Here is an 18,265-nt window from a genome sequence, read left to right on the forward strand (position 1 = left end):
CATTTCTCCTTTCCTGGAAATAACCATCGTCTGAATTGTGTGCAAATCCTAGCGCCTGATAGTGTGCATCTGTAGGCTCTTGTGCCAGTGGGTTTACTGTGGCACTTGCATATTGTTGAATATTAGTGAACTCGCCGAATAAGGTGAGCGACCCATTGGCAACAGCGCTAAGGAGTGACTGAGTAGCATCTACACTGACATCGGTCACTGTAACGTCAAATGAACGAGAATCGTTGGTTGTCTGAGTAAAGCTAGGATCGCTGTTACTGTATTGAACGGCTTCGAGTACGGTTTGGTAATCACTGATAGAGGCATTGCCCGTTAGCGTCAGTGTGTTGGTGCTAGCATCGTAGCTGCCGACAATACTGGACGAGTTAGCCCCAAGCGCCAAGATTTCATTCGTTGTTGCGCCAGTCAGGGTGATTGTGGCACCACTGATGTCAGTCGAATCTATATCGGTGATGTTTACATTACTTAATAGTGCGGTAGATCCATCGCCTTTGACAAATGCCTTGTCTGGAGAATTAAAAGCAAGGCTCGGCGCATCATTGATGGAAGTCACGGTTAAAGAGATATCAGTGATGTTATTCCGCTGAGAATCATTGGTCGTTATCCGGATAGTACGTGTTGTCGTAATTGGATTTTCAGAGCTGTTTTCGTAGCTCAATGACTGCAAGGCATCTTCAAAAAGGCTACGATTTGCAGTGCTTCCGGTACTTGGTGTCACAGTGATCACACCGCCAGCATTGTTGATGTTTAAACCGGTGATAGAAGCAAGGTTAATTGAATCTTGGTTAGCGTCATAGCTAATAAGTTCGATGATTAAGCTGGCTAATGGTGTATCTTCGTTGTCGTTAATTGTTGCTACGCTGTCGAGTGTTAATAAGCCTTGGTTTTCGCTATAGGTGTAATCGGTTTGACTAAAGCTGGCAACGGATAGGCTAGTGTTAACATCCAAACTGTCATACGCGCTATCTTCATCACTATTTTCTGCCCGTTGCGCCACCGCCGCCGCACGTTGCTGAATTTCTGCTTGAGTTAATGCGCCAGAGTAAGCGGCAAATCCATAAATACCATCGTTGGGTGCAGTAATAGTATTGATCGTACTACCTGTGTTAGAGCTCTCAACACGCAGACCTATTTGACTGTTACTTGCTTTTATGGAGCTGATGAAATCATTATCTGTATTACTCGTTGTATTGCTAATCGTTGCGGTAAAAACACCATCAATATAAAGATCATAGCTTTTAGTATTTTGGGTGTAAATTAAGGCTAAATGCTGTACATGACCATCACGTATGGCTGGTACTTCGCTACCTGATGGAGAGAAATCCATTTTTATTCGAGTAAAGCCATCAGCGCCGGCTTCACCATTTACGCCATTTTTGGATTGAAGCTCAAAACCAAGCTGTTTATCTTGATGATCATTGCTGAGCATAAATCGCTGACCAGTGGACTGCGTATTCGTAGGCTGTCCACCGCCAAGCTCTAAATCGACCCCAAATAAGCTCACCGCGCCCCATAAACTTAAGTCCTCGATATAAGTGATGATCTCAAAAGACGCATCGCCATCTCCGATATTGCTCAAGTCCATCGTCACAGGAGAGGGGCCGTTTGGATCATTTAGTCGCGCTATCGGAATAAAATACGGGTGGTGCTGAACAATTTTATCCACGACTGATGTTGGTGTAGATAAGTTAGCCCACTCTTCTACCGCCCATGCGGCACGAGAGCGACCATCATCTTTGATGTGATCCCACAAGTCCGAAATATAGTCGCCATCAGAATCTGATAGCAATGTGTTGTCAATGCTTGGGGCGGACTGATTTTGAGCATCATAGTAATCGGTGAGCGCAAGTTTGAGTAAATCAGAAACCCCACGAGTCTCGGTGTCTGAAAACGGATCACTCTGATTGTCTTGACTTAATTCATCCGAGTTAGCCACACCATCTTGGTCGATATCCAGATCGAATTTATCCCAAACACCATCGTTATCAACATCCGCTACAGCGTCTAAAAATCGTGCTGCTTGAGTAGAAACAAACGTTTGGTCAAGATCACTGGCGATAGCTGAAAATCCATAAATACCAGTTTGCGTGTTGTCAAAAATAGCAGGGTTCATCTCAGCATAAGCGTTTTGGGAAAGGCCCACTATGCCAATCGCTGTGCTTTGATCATGTATAGATTCGAACCTTGAATGAGTCACACTGCCTTGATACTGCCCATCGAGATAGAGCTTATAGGTTTTGCTACTTTCTTCCCAATTGAGCGACACCAGTACAAACTTGTTAAAGGGGGCATTCTCTACCGGGCTAAATGTTTGTAACGAAGCAGATATGTTTGGGTCTGCATTACCGTATCTGAAATATACTTTATTGAAACGATTATGATCTAATCTGAGATTAATTTCGCCGGTACCATAGTCTGCATTTAAACCAGTTAAGCAGGTTTCATCAGATTGACAAAGAGTTTTGCTGTCAAATAGTTTAGTCGATCTTACTTCAGGAATATGCTCTACATAGGCAACGAACTGATAATGGGCATCACTATTGCGTAAGAATGTCAGGTCTACAGTTTCTGGGGCGGTAGTGCCGCCATAATTAGGTGTAAAACCTCGCTTATAAATACGTTCGGATGTGATACTTGAATCTTGGAAAGAGACCTGACCAGCTAACCAGTGCGACATAGGCAAAGGAGTGGAGGCGGACTGTAACTCGTTATAGATATCGGCAATATGGTCACCGTCAATATCTTTGGTCCATTCGTCACTGTTATCCACGAAAGGATCCAGAGCCGCGAGGCTTTTTTCTAGTAGGTCGTTAAATCCATCACCATCATAATCAGTATATGGATTGTTATCGTCGTCATCGAGATAGCTAGCTACATCATCGTTATCATTATCTACGGTATTAGCATTAATTGTGGTACGTAGAGCTTCAATTGTATCGACTGGTCCTACGCTGGTTACTAAGTTTTCAAATGTCGTTAAATTACTGGACGTTACACTTTTAAAACCGAAATCTTGCCATTCTAATTCTGTCGGTTTATCACTGGTATTGTCGTCAATATACGACATCACTTTGTTGTAAGTAGACGCAACCGAGTCAATGTTAAGGTAGTTATGATCAGATGGAGTTGCTGATTCAATTGTCGCTAAACGTGATAGTCGGTCGGTGAGCTCATCAACATTATTTGCATCAATAGCACTGTAACCTATTGCGTTGTAATCAGCATCGCTCGGTTTAATTCCTGACTGATTAACGAAATAATCTCTTACTGTCTCCCATTCACTAATGTGTGTTAACTCAGTGACTTCCAATGATTCGCCATTGATAGCACTAACGGCATTTTGACTACCTGAACCATTCACCATTAACTGTGAAGTGTCAGTTGGGTCGTTCTCAATGAACTGGTGCGCAACCAAGTCAGTGCCGAGTGACGCTAACTCGGTACCTATCCAATTAGTATAGCGAGAAGCTGAGGAACTATTCCCCGGTAACGAGAAAAAAGCGGTTTGCTCAACGCCTGAATTCAGTTTATAAGAAAGCTTGATCAATTGGCTTTCAGTACAGTTGTTTATGTCGGTAGTACATGATGAAAGATTTGTCGCTTTAGGATACGGGTGCAGCATGTAAAAGTTGTGAAGATTGTATGTATTATCAGCAGACACACCTTGACTTATACTTCCTCGATCTCGGTACCTAGGAACTTTATCACCATCAGCGTCTTCACCGATATAATTTTGAAACTGGGAGAGGTCATATCCAGAAATAATATCCCTGTCTTGCCTTAGCATAGACAACGTATTAGCAATCCAGTCTGCATCATGATTTTCTTCGTAATAACCATCTAAGGCGATATGACTAAAGCCCATCGCTTGATAATGGTCATCATCGGGTTCAATGAAATATAGCCTTGGTTGGCCTGTAAATGGCGAATTAGTAATGTACGTTGAATTATACTCATTGAGTTGGGCTTTTAAGTTGCCAAAAGGTGTGTAAACGCTGACGTCAAACGTTTGGATATTTTGATCATTATTGCTGTCCGTCAGCGAGATTTTCAATGTAATGAGTCGGTTTTCAGCGCTGTCTGTGCGAGTAAATTGTAGTGTTCTCAGAGCCGTTTCATAATCACTAGCGTTACCGGTGCCATTAATGGTGAGCGTATTGCCACTAAAGCTATTATTGGCGCCGCTGATTGCACTGTCATCAATAGATAATACATCTCCCGTTTGTGAACCAATAATCTCGATCAGCGCCTGAGTAAGATCGTTGTTTCGGGCAGTAAGAGTTAGGTTTGGGTTAACCTTATGTTTAATATTGTCAATAATGACAGGGTTTCCCATATTTTGGACTGTTGATACTGATCTTACTAAGTCAAATTGATTGGGAACCCCGTCTTTATCATTATCTCCATTAGTAATTGAAAATCTGTTAAAAAAAGTATTCCGTTCGGTTAAAGTTAACTTTTTATTAAAAGCTTGAAAGCCATACACACCGGATAATGAATCATCAAAAAGGTGGTTTATACTGGATCCATTTACATCTCGAGCATTCAAACCAACTTGCAACGTGTCACCACCTGAAAAGCTGAAGCCATCAAAGTTGACTGAGTTTTGAGAGTTAGCATTTGTATGTAAATCAAATTGTCTATAACCATCGTAGGCCAAGTAAAAGATCTTAAATTTAGTTTGATTGGTTATTACTGGATTAGTGGTTAACTCGACGTTGGTTACGTTAACTTGGTTGGTACTTGAGTTATCCCATTCGCTACCAGGTTGTGACACTTGGCGCAAAGCCGCATCTGTACCTTCTGACATTAAAAGTAATGAGTTATATGGGTCAACCGACACGGCGGGAATAGATTTAAATAAGTGTAGGTCGTGAAAATTTGTGAACTGGGCGGCGTCAAACTCTTCTAGGTTGATGATAAAAATAAATGATGCGGCATCATTAGCCGCTAAGCTTGAAAGATTGACGGTTTGGATTGCCCCAATGCCAATAAATTCATCCGATAGCGATATCCTACTGCTTGACGCAGTAGTGTCAAAAATCGTTCCCTGCATATAAGCAGCAAGCGCATCAGGATTATTTTTAATCTTGGGCCATATGTCAGCAATATTGTCGCCATCGGCATCGACAGTAAATAGCGCACTATCATCAACAGTGGGTGATAAATCCGATGTTAAAATGCTTTCGAGTTGATCACTAAAACCATCACCGTCAGAGTCTGCTGCGTAAGAAGGTGACGATATTACTGCTGATAGTAAAAATAGGATTAAACCAATTATCCATTTAGTTAAAAATTCATTAATACTTATTCTTTTAAATAATTTATTAAAAATAAAAAGCATATATCACCTACATAAGAGCGCGTTAATAAGTTAAAAGATCTAACCTGAAAGCCAATTAAAAGTAGCGAACTAAAAAAGATGGAATTTTATATTTTTATATTTATATATTTGTCTATGAAAGTTATTTCGTCAATTTTATATCAATAGTTAATGTAATTATTGGCATTATTACTAGGCAGTGTAGTCAGATATTTATTGATAATCTGAGGTTCACAGTGACAAGGTTGAATTATCTGTGATTCTTATTTTTATATAATTTGTTGAATTCATAGATAAAGATTAATTAAACACAATAAAACACATAATTTATACATTTATTCATTGATTGTAACAATATTTACATTCTATACTACATTTAGTGACTATATTGTCAATAGCATTTATTTAGTTATTTTGACAAAAATTAGACCATACAAAGGTGACATCATGTATCAATTAAAATGTGTACTAATCTTGTTTTTTATGCTGTTTCTTACCTCATGTTCCGATAATAACTCAATTACAGCCGAGCATTCGGAAGGACAGGTATCAGGTACAGTGGCTATTGGTGCGGGTTTATCCGGACATCAACTTACGCTTTTTGAGCTTGATTTAAATAATAAATCTCAACGAACCGTAGTCGACACAGTTGAATTAGATACTTTAAGTCGTTTTGGTATTGTCATTCCCGACGAGTTGAATTCAGAGGTTTTATTGGCTCAAATTGTAGAATTAGAAGCCTCTGATACTGTAATCTTAGAGGCAGTAATCTTTGCGCAAGATTTTGATAAACCAATAAAGATAACACCTTACACCGATCTCATCGCTAAAAGTATCCTCAATAATGATTCGCTATCAGACTTAGATTCAATAAAACAAGAGTACGACAATGTCGCGAGTGGCGTTGTTGCGATGCTTCAACCTATTAGCGATTCATTAGGCATTAGTCTTGAAGCTGATTCTCTTTTATTTGGCCATTTTCCCATTGAATCTAGTGGTCATGATGAACTTATAGAGGCGGTTGCATTTAATTGTGATGAGTTAAATTGTTCGATGGATTTTGCCAGTAATTCCGTTGAACAAGCCGTGGCCGCGCAGGGAATATCGACAGAATTCACTATTGACGACACATTGGCAGAACAACTTAATCAAACGGCCTCCGGACTTAATGATTTAAAAGAAACGCCTCCAGAGAACTTTGACTTTACTGCAGGCATCAAAGAAGCAGGTCCGGTTATTGTGCTCTTTTCTTATGATGGTGCGTGGGGGCAGCCTGGTGATGCTTGGGCTGGCTATAACGGCAAAATAAAACTTATTAACCTTTCAGATGGCCCATTGGAAGTAGCGAATAAATCATTATCAATGATTTCGGATACACTGAGTGTTGAAGGTGCCTGGGGAGCCAACCTTAAGAAGAAAGTTCTCAAAAGCGGAAAAACTAAATACACCTTTAAGTTCCATAAATATTCTCAACCGTTGCAGCCAGATGAATATAGAATAATTGGATTTAATGGTAAAGGTACGCCAACGGAAGTTAATGACTTGACCCGCTGTCGCTACAAAGGAGAAAGCTGCATCATCAAATATGACGACACCTTATCTGATTACGTCAGTGGTAGCTCATTTGTAATAGATATCAATAGTGAAGAGGTTGTTGAGGATGGTGATATAACAGATGATGTCAACGCTAGCGGGTCTAGTCAAGACCGTGTACCGAGTGGTGAAGATGTTACTAGAGATGTAGTGGATATTACATTGGAAAAAGCGGGGGACCCATGGTCTACCGGCTTTAATGGTGTGATTAAATTCTCCTCTCCTGTAACGGCCTCCTCTTGGTCTTTAACTTTTCAAAAACCTGCTGATGTCAGCGCTATCTCTATGTGGTCCCACGGTGGTGGCTTGCAAGATGTAGATGGCCAGTCTTTTATTAGTGTCACCAATAAGAGCTGGAACGGGTCACTAAGTCCTGATGTTGAAAATTCAATAGGGGCTAGTATCACAGGGAAGGATAGTTACGGTGAAATTTCAAACGATGGTTGTGTGCTCACGCTTGATGGTGTCGATTATACCTGTCAGGTGATTGCAAACGAGGTAACAACGGGGGCAGAAGATCTCTCAACTATCAACAATGTTGGTACGGAAACTCCTGAAATTGTAGAAGATAATGGTACCGTCGACAATGAAGAAGATGATGCAGTCACAGATATAGCGGTAGTCGATAACACAACAACCGATATACATTCTGCCGTAGTGAAGGGAAGTGGCTTAACTCAAAGTAAAACCCCAACAACAATGACATTTACAGCTCCTAGTGATTTTAAAAATAAAGTCGTTGCTGGGTATTTATCGGATTGGAGCGTGTATGGTCGTGGCTTTGATGTTGAGCGATTACTGACTCCAGAGGGTACCTTTCCATACAATAAACTAGTCTTTGCTTTTTTAGGTATTTGTGGTGATAAGGGATCGCTTGCCGGTACGATAGCAGCAGAGTGTAAAGCTCAGGGTAAGAAAGAATTTGAAGTTGTATTTTTAGACCCTTGGGCTGATTTTGGTGTTTCAGTCAGCCCCCGTCAAAGTAGCAAACCTTATGTCGATGGTAAAAGCAAAGGGGTGATTGAACAGATACAGTACATTAAGAATCAAGTCCCTAATATTAATATTTCTGCCAGCATCGGTGGTTGGACCATGTCTGAGCCATTTCATCGTATGGCATCGGACCCAGAAAATATTCAAACGTTCGTCAATTCTTTAAAAGCGCTTCAAACCGAATACGGCTTTACTGGATTTGATATTGACTGGGAGTTCCCTGGCCATGGTGGCGCCTCAGGAAAATTCACTCAAAATGATGGTCAATATTTTAAAGACTTAGTTTGTGCGGTGAAATCAGGGCTGGGTGATAATGTCGAAGTATCGAGTGCAGTAGGAGCGACCACAACGTTTATTGGTCATATCGGAGAGCACTATAAAACCATTTATGATCAAGGATGTCTTGACTACATCTATATGATGAATTACGACTATTTCGGCGCGTGGGACACAAAACTAGGGCATCAAACTAGCGTGCTGCCGTCAACTTCGTTATCAGGCGCTGCACCTAATGATAATGATATGCGCTGGAGTGTAAATGCAGCTATTCAAGCATTTGAGCAATCAGGCTTTAAACGTGATCGCTTATTGATGGGCATTGCTAATTATGGTCGAGGCTTTAAATCGAACGATTTAACAACCAATCAGCAAGGGGCGATAAGTGGTACAAAAGCATCAAAAGATCCGTCTGCAGGTACCTTTGAAAACGGCGTAATGGAAGGCTATGACCTATGGCTCAATGTCGCAGGCAATGATTTACAAGGACGAGGCGATTTCGCTCTTTATAGCGATTTTGAAGCCCATGCTGACGCTTATTACAATAACGTAACCGGCGACTACATTTCTATTGATACTCCAAGAACAGCCTACGTGAAGGCAAAATTGGCGGACATTCTTGGGTTGGCCGGCACGTTCGTTTGGACTGTCGAGCAAGATGACGGTCGAATAGTAACCGCAATGCAAGACGGGCTGGGCATCAATGGTACCGTCCCTGCAGATCGTTCTGCAGCCTACACAACTTGTGGTATTCCATTTAAGGATGGCGATAACAATTTATGTGCACAGCTTTATAATGGCCTCAATGTCATCGCGTCAAACTCTGGCTCTGATAAAACCATTGCAGCTGTCATCGCGGATGCCGTTAATGTGCCGATTGCAGATCCAATTGATATTAGCACCACTGATACCAGTACAACAGATACCAATACTGATGATTCAGGCGATACGTATACGCTCTATCGTTCAGAGCTTAATCAGCATCAATCCGATGCAGAGAGCGGTTATAAGACGGCGATCAATGATGCAAGGCTGATGATCAGAACTCTGGACAACAGCATAGTAGAAGCAGTAACTCCGTTGAATGTTAGTAATCCAGACAACGTTAAACGTGTTGAAAGCATATTCACTCAAAGTGATTGGGATGAGTTGTTCTCTCATGCTGCACCTGAATATTCTTATCCTAAATTCTTGCAAGCGGTAGCTAAGTTTCCTGCTTTATGTGATACCTACACCGATGGTCGCAATAGTGATGCTATCTGTCGAAAATCGCTAGTGACCATGTTTGCTCATTTTGTTCAGGAAACAGGGAAAAATTCAGCCTTTGAAGGCGAAACATGGAAACAAGGTCTGTACTTCGTGCGAGAGATGGGCTGGACAGAAACTGCGTTGAATGGCTATAACGGCAATTGTAATAATCCGGACAATTTTGCCAGCCAAGTCTGGCCATGTGGTAAGTTTGATAGTGGTGAGTACAAGTCCTATTTTGGTCGTGGTGCCAAGCAGCTAAGTTACAATTATAATTACGGCCCATTCTCAGATGCTATATACGGCGATGCTAATGTATTACTTAACAGCCCAGAGAAAGTGGCTGATACATGGTTAAACATTGCTTCTGCTATCTTCTTTTATGTGTACCCACAACCGCCTAAACCTTCAATGCTGAGTGTTATTGATGGCTCTTGGACACCGAATCAAGCCGATATTGACGCTGGTATCAGTAGTGGATTTGGCGCAACGATTCACATAATTAACGGCGGCCTAGAATGTGGTGCGGGCAATGAAAGCCATACCGGTCCTGCAAATCGTATCTCCTATTACCAAAAATTTGCTGACTATTTTTCAATGGCTATCCCTGCAGATGAGGCGCTTGACTGTCAAGATATGAAGCCATTTGAGTCAACTGGCGCGGGGGCGGTTCCTATCTACTGGGAGCAAGATTGGCAAAATGCCTACAAATGTAAACTCGTCAGTTATCAAACTGCTTATACAACGTTTGATGATGATGGTTACGAGAACTGTGTTAAGGCAACTTATCCTGATGTGGTGATTGTGGAAGATGTTGATAATTCAGTTGTTAATGACGACTCGGGCATAATTAGTACTGATGACAATTCAGTTGCAAATGATGACTCGGACACAGACAGTACTGATGATAATTCATCAGCACCTTCTAATCCTGCGGACTGCACCTCAGGTTATTGTACTGCGGTAGCAAGCATTAACGGCAAGGATGTGTCAGAAGTGATTACTAATGCTAACGCATCGAGTGTTACTCGTACCAATGAGCTTAAGTTTGGCGGCTATGTCTCTGATTGGGCCCAATATGGGCGTGAGTTTGCGCTTGCCGATGTGGGAGCAACGGCCTATACCGAGTTAGTCTATTCTTTCTTTGGTATTTGTGGTGACCAAGGTACTTTTGTGTCCGACAAAAATCAACCTAATTCAACCACTGCAGACAAGATCGCAGCAAACTGTACTGCGCTTAATAAGCAAGAAGGAGAAATTGTTTCGCTTGATTTCTGGGGGTCATTCCAAAATTCGAATCGATTTGATCCTGGATACACTTGGAATGAGAATGGTATTTACGACAGCTTAGATGCGACAAACTGGAATGAGTTAAATGCGGATAACACGCGTGGTTTGGTTGGTGAGTTAATTAACCTCAAACAACAAAATCCGTCATTAGATATCTCACTGAGCATTGGCGGCTGGACGCTGTCTGAGCCCTTCCATCGTGTGGCGGCTGACACCACGTTAACCGATAATTTCGCCAACTCGGTATTAGAAATTGTCGATAAATTTGAAGTCAACGGTGAGCCACTATTTACTACCATTGATATTGACTGGGAATTCCCTGGGCATGGTGGTGACTGTAATGCTTCTGGTTGTTACACCTCTGATGATGGCACTAATTTTGTGACCTTATTGCAGGCGGTGCGTAATGTGCTAGACAGTAACGGCTACTCGCAGGTGAAACTGTCTTCAGCCGTTGGTGCGACAGAGAAATACATTAACTTAGTTGGCGCTTCGAATTACCAAGCGCTCGGTGGTGCTAACGGGCTATTAGATAAGATATTTTTAATGAGCTACGACTATTGGGGGTCATGGGACACAGTCCTTGGTCATCAAACCAATTTGTTTGGAGACTCTGTCGATCCTAATTCTGTAGACTCGGATGGTGACCAAGTCGCGACGAATAGTGCAGAAAATGCCATTAACCTTCTCGTTAATATGGGGGTTGAGAAGTCTCGGATGATGTTGGGTATTGCCAATTACTCTCGAGGTAAACAAGCGAGTGCTATCGTCACTGATGGCGACCCATTTAGCGCCACGGGTGTATCAGATGCGGTTCTGTTTGGTACGTGGGAACCAACGGTTCTTGAAGGGTATGATTTGTTTGCTAACGTTGCAGGTCCTGATGTGAAAGGGGTAAATAACTTTAAACTGTTCACTGATGCGGACAATAATACTGATTATTACTACAATCCTGTGAGTGGTGTTTATCATTCCATCGACACCCCAAGAACGGCAGCCTTAAAAACTAAGTATGCGGCTAACAATGGTCTTCGAGGGGTATTTGTTTGGACAGTAGAGCAAGATTATCAGGGCCTAATCGCTGATACGGTTAATTATAATCTAGGGCATGCTATTGCCGAAGATGGTGCCTACAGTGTTGCTGAAATAGAATCACTTTCTTCAACGTGTGGCGAGAACGTCAATGTTACTGAATGTGCGGCCTTGAATGATGCAGCAGGAGACATGGGTGCTGTCGATCCTAACTTTGTTCCTTCAACAGGAGGGATGAATGGAGGTACAACGTCGATTTCTAATCCTGCGGACTGCACCTCAGGTTATTGTACTGCGGTAGCAAGCATTAACGGCAAGGATGTGTCAGAAGTGATTACTAATGCTAACGCATCGAGTGTTACTCGTACCAATGAGCTTAAGTTTGGCGGCTATGTCTCTGATTGGGCCCAATATGGGCGTGAGTTTGCGCTTGCCGATGTGGGAGCAACGGCCTATACCGAGTTAGTCTATTCTTTCTTTGGTATTTGTGGTGACCAAGGTACTTTTGTGTCCGACAAAAATCAACCTAATTCAACCACTGCAGACAAGATCGCAGCAAACTGTACTGCGCTTAATAAGCAAGAAGGAGAAATTGTTTCGCTTGATTTCTGGGGGTCATTCCAAAATTCGAATCGATTTGATCCTGGATACACTTGGAATGAGAATGGTATTTACGACAGCTTAGATGCGACAAACTGGAATGAGTTAAATGCGGATAACACGCGTGGTTTGGTTGGTGAGTTAATTAACCTCAAACAACAAAATCCGTCATTAGATATCTCACTGAGCATTGGCGGCTGGACGCTGTCTGAGCCCTTCCATCGTGTGGCGGCTGACACCACGTTAACCGATAATTTCGCCAACTCGGTATTAGAAATTGTCGATAAATTTGAAGTCAACGGTGAGCCACTATTTACTACCATTGATATTGACTGGGAATTCCCTGGGCATGGTGGTGACTGTAATGCTTCTGGTTGTTACACCTCTGATGATGGCACTAATTTTGTGACCTTATTGCAGGCGGTGCGTAATGTGCTAGACAGTAACGGCTACTCGCAGGTGAAACTGTCTTCAGCCGTTGGTGCGACAGAGAAATACATTAACTTAGTTGGCGCTTCGAATTACCAAGCGCTCGGTGGTGCTAACGGGCTATTAGATAAGATATTTTTAATGAGCTACGACTATTGGGGGTCATGGGACACAGTCCTTGGTCATCAAACCAATTTGTTTGGAGACTCTGTCGATCCTAATTCTGTAGACTCGGATGGTGACCAAGTCGCGACGAATAGTGCAGAAAATGCCATTAACCTTCTCGTTAATATGGGGGTTGATAAGTCTCGGATGATGTTGGGTATTGCCAATTACTCTCGAGGTAAACAAGCGAGTGCTATCGTCACTGATGGCGACCCATTTAGCGCCGCGGGTGTATCAGATGCGGTTCTGTTTGGTACGTGGGAACCAACGGTTCTTGAAGGGTATGATTTGTTTGCTAACGTTGCAGGTCCTGATGTGAAAGGGGTAAATAACTTTAAACTGTTCACTGATGCGGACAATAATACTGATTATTACTACAATCCTGTGAGTGGTGTTTATCATTCCATCGACACCCCAAGAACGGCAGCCTTAAAAACTAAGTATGCGGCTAACAATGGTCTTCGAGGGGTATTTGTTTGGACAGTAGAGCAAGATTATCAGGGCCTAATCGCTGATACGGTTAATTATAATCTAGGGCATGCTATTGCCGAAGATGGTGCCTACAGTGTTGCTGAAATAGAATCACTTTCTTCAACGTGTGGCGAGAACGTCAATGTTACTGAATGTGCGGCCTTGAATGATGCAGCAGGAGACATGGGTGCTGTCGATCCTAACTTTGTTCCACCTGTTATTCCTTCAACAGGAGGGATGAATGGAGGTACAACGTCGATGAATATTTATCCATCTAACTCAATTTGCTATAACGTCACTGCGTGGTCGGCTACTGAAAGCTGGGGAAATTATACCGATGGTTCACAAAGATATCACAACGATAATCTTTATGAAATAAATGCAGGACAATACGCATATGGTACAAATGAGCCTGGTACGAATACATCTTTATCTAATCTTGCATGGAGACTCATCGGGTCTTGTATATAGTGAACCAATCTGAAGATGCAGACTTGACCACCTGAAAATCATTATTGATTCGAAACAGCAATCAATCTGCTATTTCAGGAAGAGTCACCGAAAAAATTAGTTTATCGCGGCTTTCCTCAGAAAGCCGCTTTTATCTTAAAAAAGTATGCTATATGTCCATACCTCATTCGATTAATTTTGTGTTGTTAATTATCCCTTCATGCAGACTCTGACGAATACGATCTCGATCTCGCGCACTCTTAAAGCTATGATAAGTTGCGCCATCACACTCTACTGCAAGCATATTGCGACCAGGTTTATATGGGTCTCTCACTGCGATCTGAATACTTCCAGGCGCATACGAGCACGTGAAATCAAAACATTAAGTCTTCGTTCGCCGCCTTTACCACTAAGCGGACCAAACTCATAAAAATAGCTAAAATAAAACCATTTCAAACAGTAGGAATATGAATAAGAGTATCCAACGGCAGATGCAAAACAACAGGCTTCAGCCGCTACCTCACTTGCTAAAGCGTTATTTCAGCCAGGTGTTTATTATAAAGCGGGGGTTGGTTTGCTTGACCTAAGCAATAGTATCGGTTACTTCAATGCACCTATATATGATGATGCGTTAATAAAATTACCAATTTATAACCGATAGGCTATCTATCTCGGCTCTAAGAAGAACATAAAACAATCACAGTTCCATCATTTACCCATATACTCCTCAAAAATTAATGGATATACTTATTTTCATTCCAGTAGGGAGAAAATAATGGATACCAATCAAACCACTAAAACATTTCAAGAACTTAAAGATGGTGCTGACAGCTATATTAAGCGCCGTAATCTTCGTCTTTTAGCTAACCATAAAAAAGAGCTACGTAACTTTACTCGTGCAGAGTCAGTCGCTTATTTAGGTGTTGATGGTAAAACCATTGATAAGTACGTGGCTAGTATAGGTATTGATCCACGCCGCCATGAAGACTCTCAATGGTCGTTGAACATTGAAGAGATCTATCAAATGCGTGATTGCTTTCCTGACGCATTAAGAAAAGAGTTGAAGTTCACTCGAACAGAACATCAAACGACTCAAGTTATTGTGGTTCAAAACCAAAAAGGGGGCGTTGGTAAAACAGTATCATCTGCAACTATCGGTTCAGGTCTAGCTACTGAGTTTCACCAAGAACTGCGTATTGGTTTGATTGATATGGATGGCCAAGCAACACTATCTATGTATTACGCACCTGAAGCAGAGCAAGAAGGATATTTGTCTGTCGGTGATTTAATGATGCGTAATTTTGATTTAGATGACGGTGAGACGTTTGAAGAAGCAGTATCCGATGCCTTTTTGCCTACGACGATCCCAAACCTTCGAATTTTGCCAGCATCGCAATCTGATCGTGCTATTGAAGGTTGGTTTCATGAGAAAGTTTTCAACAACCAATTAGAAAAGCCCTACTCTGTTTTAAGTGAAGTAATTGAAGCGGTAAAAGATGAGTTTGATATCATCATTATCGATACCCCACCGTCATTAAGCTACGGAACGTATAATTCGTATTTTGCAGCAACTAGCGTTGTTTTCCCTTTATCGATTACTGAAAATGACATCGATGCTACGTGTTCTTATTTCAGTTATATCCCACAAGTGTGGGCACTGTTGGCCAACGCTGATCACCCTGGTTACGATTTCATGAAGATCTTAATTACTAACCACCGTGATAGCTCAACCACAACCGAATTGATGAATAGCTTATACGAACACTTTGCTACTTACTTATATTCAAAAGAATTCAAACATAGTGAGGCTATCCGTCAAGCGTCTTCCCTACTGTCTACCGTGTTTGATATGTCAAAAAGTGAATATCCAAAGAGCAAGGCTACTTTCCAAAGCGCACAACAGAATGCCTTTGAAGTGACGAGTCAAATAATGCGCGATGTTATGTCAGTATGGAATGAACAGGAGAAAGCAAATGGCTAAGAAAAGAGGCAATCAAAGCCCACTAGGTAATGCGGTTGGCGCACAACAAGCACAACAGAACGCGGCAAAATCAAATCTAGAATCGCTAACCAAACAACTTTCTTCTGAGTTGGAAAAAGCGGGTGAAAACACCACTGCATTTCTAGCTTCGCATTTTGGACTAGAGTCGGTAAGCCAATCTATTGAATGGACATTAGCATCAGGCGCGAAAGCTTTATTTAATGAAGTGACTTTGTCACACGATCAAGTGAAAGAAGATACAGTCGTAACTTTTCATGTGAATGGTCGTGACCAATCTCTGTTAACCAAAGAATCGTTAGAAGATTTAAACTCACTTGAATTTCAACAGTTCTACCCTGCCGTTGGTCGTCAAGTTGATGGAAAGATAGATGTGCTTGATGGCTCTCGTCGTCGTGCATGGTTTTTACTTCAAGAAGGCCGTATCAAAGAGTTTCGAATTCTTGTCACCAATGACGATATTTCGATGACAGATGCAAAAGCACTAGCCAAGCAACTGCAGAGCGCAAAAGAGCATAACTTGCGTGAAATTGGTATGCAGTGCGTAGCTCTTCAAAAAGCAAACCAAGAGATAACCCAAGCAGAAATAGCACAACAAGTTGGTTTAAGCCAAGCGGGTGTCAGTAAAGCGATCAAAGCCGCTAACGTAAGTGAAAAGTTGGTTCAACTATTTCCAGTTGTTAACGTCCTATCTCACCCTGACTATGCGTTGTTAGATAAAGTGATGAAAGCGTGTGATGAAAGTAAATCACTCAATAATTTCATTTCTAAAATAGCGAAAAAAGTTGTCTATATTCAGGCTGAATATTCTACTCAAGATCAAAAAGATGCGATTGTGTCAGCTATCAAATCAGAGCTAAAAGTAGCTGAAGCGAAGAAAGAAAAAGCAGAGGTTGAAGTTACAACATTGGCTGAATTTGATGCTAAAGGGATGTTTGCACGTAAGAAGGTGAAAGGCCGTAATTTCTCTTATGAGTTTGGGAGATTGTCGAAAGAGGTTCAGGCTGAGTTGGATCGTGCTATTAAGAGCGTATTGGATAAAAACTAACAATATAAACAATAAAAAACTGTCAATATTCAGGCTGAATATTGACAGCTTTCCTACCTTGAAATCAATCTAAATAATTTATTGTCCTAATACGTTTTTGGACAAAGCCGAATTATGAACTAAAACATACTATGACTTTTCGGATTACATGAGATATTGCAACCATGCGCTCAGCAGAAATGAATGTGGCCAAGTTGAATATCAGGCGCTAAATGGCTTCCAATTTGCTCACTGATAGCTGATTCTTAAGCAATTCCGGTGCTTAAAGTGATCATTTCAAGTCAATCAACCGTAATAATAGTTATATTGACTAAATGGGTTAAATCTATGAAATATTCGCTGCTGTGCTTCACCATCCTAATCACGAGTCTTACAAGTACATTCGCCTTTTCAGCAAGCTGCCCTGAGATACTTAACGGCAAACAAAGGCTGTTAAATTCAAACGAAGAGATTGAACTGTGTGAAGAATTTCAAGGTAAAATTTTATTGATTGTAAATACCGCAAGTCAGTGCGGTTTCACTCCTCAGTTCGAGCAACTTGAGCAGCTTCACCAAACGTACAAAAATAAAGGGTTCACGGTTGTTGGTTTCCCAAGTAATGATTTTCGCCAAGACAGAGGAAGCGAAAAACAATCTGCTAAAATATGCTACCTAGATTATGGAGTGACCTTTCCGATGATGGCACGAACATCAATCTCGGGGCCTAACGCAAATCCAGTCTTTTTGGAAATCCAACAACAAGCAGGTGTAAAACCAAAATGGAATTTCTATAAGTTTTTGGTCAACAAAGAAGGTAAGGTAGTAGCAACCTTCCCAAGTTCCACAGCGCCAAACAGTAGTACCCTCAAAAATGCAATAGAGCAGCAGCTATGAGTTCAGATGACATTAAGACAAATCAAATACGCAACACTATGGAAAAGCTCGGTTACATGGGTTTAGTCCCCTTTTTATTCGGCCTGCTGCTATCGTTAACCGATAGCCAAATCTTTACCTTGAGTGGAGAAGAACTCTTCATCACCTACAGCGTACTTATCTTGAGCTTTTTGTCAGGCATCTTATGGAGCAATGGGATAGATAACTTCGAAAGTCAATCCAGCTACAAAGCTCTAGTTCTGAGCAATGTTATTGTGCTAGCAGCTTGGCTAGCGGTGCTACTCGGTGAGCAGAAAGAGTTCCTTACCATTCTGATTCTTATCATTGGCTACATAGCGGTTTGGCGAGCGGAAAGGTCGATGAAAGAAGAGAACCAAAGAGAAGGGCCCGAAGGCTATTTTGATATGCGAACTAGATTAACCTCTAGCGTGGTGTTAATGCACTGTATAGTGGTGTTGACTTAAGC

The 18,265-nt window shown here is 41.6% G+C and carries 7 protein-coding genes; 5 read left to right on the top strand and 2 right to left on the bottom strand.

From position 1 onward, the window contains the following. Positions 1–5,353, bottom strand: a 5,353-nt coding sequence (locus F8B77_RS16450; protein ID WP_151656667.1) for a hypothetical protein, incomplete at its 3' end; no start/stop codon positions are given. 426 nt (positions 5,354–5,779) lie between these two features. On the opposite strand from F8B77_RS16450, the gene F8B77_RS16455 reads away from it, so the two are divergent. Next, entirely contained in the window at positions 5,780–13,900 is an 8,121-nt protein-coding gene (locus F8B77_RS16455) for a glycosyl hydrolase family 18 protein (RefSeq protein WP_151656669.1), read from the top strand. Positions 13,901–14,063: 163 nt separating this feature from the next. Here the strand turns inward: F8B77_RS16455 and F8B77_RS18115 are convergent, their stop codons facing one another. Beyond that, positions 14,064–14,183, bottom strand: coding sequence for a hypothetical protein (locus F8B77_RS18115; RefSeq protein WP_425277996.1), 120 nt, complete (start codon positions 14,181–14,183; stop codon positions 14,064–14,066). Between the two features lie 471 nt (positions 14,184–14,654). Between F8B77_RS18115 and F8B77_RS16460 the strand changes: the two genes are divergently transcribed. From F8B77_RS16460 to F8B77_RS16475, 4 genes are all read left to right on the top strand, one after another. Then, complete coding sequence (locus F8B77_RS16460) at positions 14,655–15,860, top strand: ParA family protein (RefSeq protein WP_151656671.1); 1,206 nt, start codon at positions 14,655–14,657, stop codon at positions 15,858–15,860. Next, positions 15,853–16,926 carry a ParB family protein gene (locus F8B77_RS16465; RefSeq protein WP_151656673.1) on the top strand — a complete coding sequence of 358 codons (1,074 nt, stop codon included), beginning with the start codon at positions 15,853–15,855 and terminating at the stop codon, positions 16,924–16,926. Before F8B77_RS16460 ends, F8B77_RS16465 begins: the two co-directional genes overlap by 8 nt. A 327-nt stretch (positions 16,927–17,253) precedes the next feature. After that, complete coding sequence (locus tag F8B77_RS16470; RefSeq protein ID WP_151656675.1) at positions 17,254–17,799, top strand: glutathione peroxidase; 546 nt, start codon at positions 17,254–17,256, stop codon at positions 17,797–17,799. Then, a complete protein-coding gene (locus F8B77_RS16475; RefSeq protein WP_151656677.1) occupies positions 17,796–18,263 on the top strand; it encodes a DUF3429 domain-containing protein in 468 nt (155 codons plus the stop codon). The genes F8B77_RS16470 and F8B77_RS16475 overlap by 4 nt, the downstream gene beginning before the upstream one ends. Positions 18,264–18,265 lie beyond the last annotated feature (2 nt).

The sequence above is a fragment of the Aliivibrio finisterrensis genome (assembly GCF_008933155.1).
GTDB classification, from domain to species: domain Bacteria; phylum Pseudomonadota; class Gammaproteobacteria; order Enterobacterales; family Vibrionaceae; genus Aliivibrio; species Aliivibrio finisterrensis.